This window comes from Methylobacterium sp. WL18, assembly GCF_008040015.1.
GTDB lineage: Bacteria > Pseudomonadota > Alphaproteobacteria > Rhizobiales > Beijerinckiaceae > Methylobacterium > Methylobacterium mesophilicum.
Genome location: NZ_VRVD01000641.1, coordinates 1 through 2662, shown reverse-complemented (window position 1 = coordinate 2662; position 2662 = coordinate 1). Strand labels below are relative to the sequence as shown.

Annotated in this window: 3 protein-coding genes and 1 pseudogene; 2 read left to right on the top strand and 2 right to left on the bottom strand. The window is 71.5% G+C overall.

Going from position 1 to position 2662, the window contains the following annotated elements; genetic code table 11:
* Positions 1 to 22 precede the first annotated feature (22 nt).
* A pseudogene (locus FV228_RS34435) lies at positions 23 to 187 on the top strand (SAM-dependent methyltransferase); the annotation flags it as partial.
* A gap of 18 nt (positions 188 to 205) precedes the next feature.
* Here the strand turns inward: FV228_RS34435 and FV228_RS26260 are convergent.
* The gene (locus FV228_RS26260) at positions 206 to 997 is read right to left on the bottom strand and encodes an NAD(P)H-dependent oxidoreductase (RefSeq protein WP_147857216.1); all 792 of its coding nucleotides are present in this window, start codon (positions 995 to 997) and stop codon (positions 206 to 208) included.
* Positions 998 to 1089: 92 nt separating this feature from the next.
* On the opposite strand from FV228_RS26260, the gene FV228_RS26255 reads away from it, so the two are divergent.
* Complete coding sequence (locus FV228_RS26255; RefSeq protein ID WP_147857215.1) at positions 1090 to 2010, top strand: LysR family transcriptional regulator; 921 nt, start codon at positions 1090 to 1092, stop codon at positions 2008 to 2010.
* A 34-nt stretch (positions 2011 to 2044) separates the two neighbouring features.
* Here FV228_RS26255 and rimM read toward each other — a convergent pair whose 3' ends face one another.
* The gene (rimM, locus tag FV228_RS26250; RefSeq protein ID WP_147857217.1) at positions 2045 to 2617 is read right to left on the bottom strand and encodes a ribosome maturation factor RimM; all 573 of its coding nucleotides are present in this window, start codon (positions 2615 to 2617) and stop codon (positions 2045 to 2047) included.
* Positions 2618 to 2662: the final 45 nt, after the last annotated feature.

Below are 2662 nucleotides of genomic sequence, written 5' to 3'. Positions count from 1 at the left end.
GTGGAACCCGGTCTCCCGGTAGCCGGCGCTCCTGCGCTGCGAACTCGCCGCCGCCGGCTACCGGGAGACCGGGTTCCACCCCCTGAGCGGCGGCGCCTATCTGGCGGTGTTCGCCGCGCCGGCGCCGGATCAGAGGCCGCGCCCGGAGACGATCCGCCCGTGCCGGGATGCCGCGACGCCCCGCTGAGCGGTTCGGATCGCGCGGTCAGGGCGTGTCGCAGGTGCCCAGATGGGCCGCGAAACCGGAGAGATGCGGGACCAGGTCGGGCCGCAACTCCATGGACGGGATCGCGTAAGCGCCGCCGTTCTGCCGCCGGAACGGGATGGGATCCGTGCTGAACAGCGCGCGCATCCGGGCCCGAAGGCTCTCCGCGGTGGCCGCGAAGCCGCTCTCGCTCATGCTGTCGGCCCGATACACGACGAAGGGCGGGAGCACGGCGTAGCCCGGGTAGAACAGCACGCCGTGCTGGATCGGGAACAGCAGGTCATCGATCGGTCCGTTGATCCCGCGGGGGCCGTAATGCGTCTCCCAGCCGCCGGCCGTCACCACCAGCATCGCGCGCTTTCCGGCCAGCGTGCCCTCGCCGTAACGGTCGCCCCAGCGGGTCTCGCTGTGCTCGCCCACCCCGTAGGCGAACCCATAGGCGTAGACCCGGTCGATCCATCCCTTCAGGATCGCCGGCATCGAAAACCACCAGAGCGGGAACGCCAGGATCAGCGCATCCGCCCAGAGCAGCTTGGCCTGTTCGGTGGTCACGTCGGCGGTCAGGGTCCCGGTGGTGAACGCCGCGCTCGACGCGGCCGGGACCCGCAGGCGCGCCGCGTCCGGCAGGGTCGGGAAGTCGGCCCGATCGACCGCACTCTTCCAATCCTCTGCGTAGAGGTCGGTGACGCGGACTTCGTGTCCGTCCGCCTCCAGTTGGCCCACCGCCACGCCGCGCAACGCGTTCGTCAGCGATGCCGGATCCGGATGGGCCGAGACGACGAGGATCTTCATGAGGCGGGCTCGCTGGGAAGGAGGAGCCGCGAAGCTAGAAGTCCGCTGGGCCATCCGGTAGACGGCACGGCGGGATAGGATCGTTCCGCATAATGGATCAATCGAGCGTCACGCTGGAGCGGATGCGGAGCTTCGTCCGCGTGGTCGAGCGCGGCAGCCTGTCGGCCGTTGCGCGCGAGCAGGGCGTCGGTCAATCGACCGTCAGCCGGCACGTGGCCGAGCTCGAAGCCGCCCTCGGGGCCAGCTTGCTCAACCGAACCACGCGGCGGGTCACCCTGACCGACGAGGGCCAGCGCTTCCACACCGAGGCACGCACCATCCTGCGGTTGGTCGAGGAGGCCGCGGACGGCGTCCGGAACGCGGGGGGCGGCCTGATCGGCACGGTGCGCGTGTCCTGCACGGCGGCCCTGGGCGTTCGACACGTCTGCCGGGCGCTGTTCGCAGTCCAGGATCGCTATCCGGAACTCAGCGTCGATCTCGGTTTGACCGATGAGCGGATCGACCTCGTGCGCGAGGCGACGGATGTCGCGATCCGGCTCGGCCCGCTGGCGGAGAGCAGCCTGCAGCGCAAGGCCGTCGGTCGCTCGCGCCGGATCCTGGTGGCGTCGCGGCGCTATCTCGCAGATCACGGCCGGCCCGAGAAACCGGACGACCTGGTGCGGCATTCGATCATCCGCATGAGCAACGTGGCCGGCAGCGACACGCTGTGCCTGTACGGGCCGGACGGCGCGACATCCCGCGTCCCGGTGGGCGGCCGCTTGCTGGTCGATCACGGCTTGGCCGCCCGCGAGGCCCTGGCGCAGGGGCGTGGCATCGCGGCGGCCCATGTCTGGCTCGTCGACGATCTGCTGGCGGCCGGCGCGATCGAGCACGTCTTGCCGGACTACGCGCCCGAGCCGGTCCCGCTCTCGATCCTGATCGTGCCGGGCCGCATCCGTATCCGGCGCATCCGCCTGGTGGTCGACGCCCTGGCGGCCGCGCTTACCGAGCTTCCCGGCATCGACAGGCCCTGAGCCGGACGGTCACACCCGTGCTGGGACAGGGGTGTCAGCCCGGATCGTCGGCGGGCTTCTCGCCCACCGGCGCGAAGAAATCCTCCGGCAGGACCACGGTCACCCGCCGCTGCGGGACGTCCAGGACCGGCACGAACGCCTTGGTGAACGGCAGCAGCGCCGTGGCGCCGCCCGTGGCGGGCTTGAGTTCGAGCAGGTCGCCGCCGCCGTAATTCGGCACCGCGACGACCGTGCCGACGACGTTGCCGGCCTCGTCCACCGCCGTGGTCCCCACGAGGTCGGCGGCGTAGACCTCGTCGTCGTCCTCGGGCTCCGCGAGGCGGTCGCGGGGGATGAACAGGGCGACGCGGTTGAGCGTCTCGGCGGCGCTGCGGCTGCCGATATCCTTGACCCGGGCGATCAGGATGTCGGGGGAGGAGCCCGGGGCGGTGCGCACGGCCGACAGGGTCAGCGTCCGATTGTCGGACGTCATGAGCGGGCCGTAGCCGGCGATCGCCAACGGATCGCCGGTGTAGGATTTCAGGCGGATCTCGCCGTTGAGCCCGTGCGCGCGGCCGAACTCGCCCAGGAGGACGAGGTTCGGGTCGGGCGGCGCGGGCGGTGCCACCGGCTTGGGGGCCGGTGCCTTGGGCGATGTCGCGGCCTCGGGCGC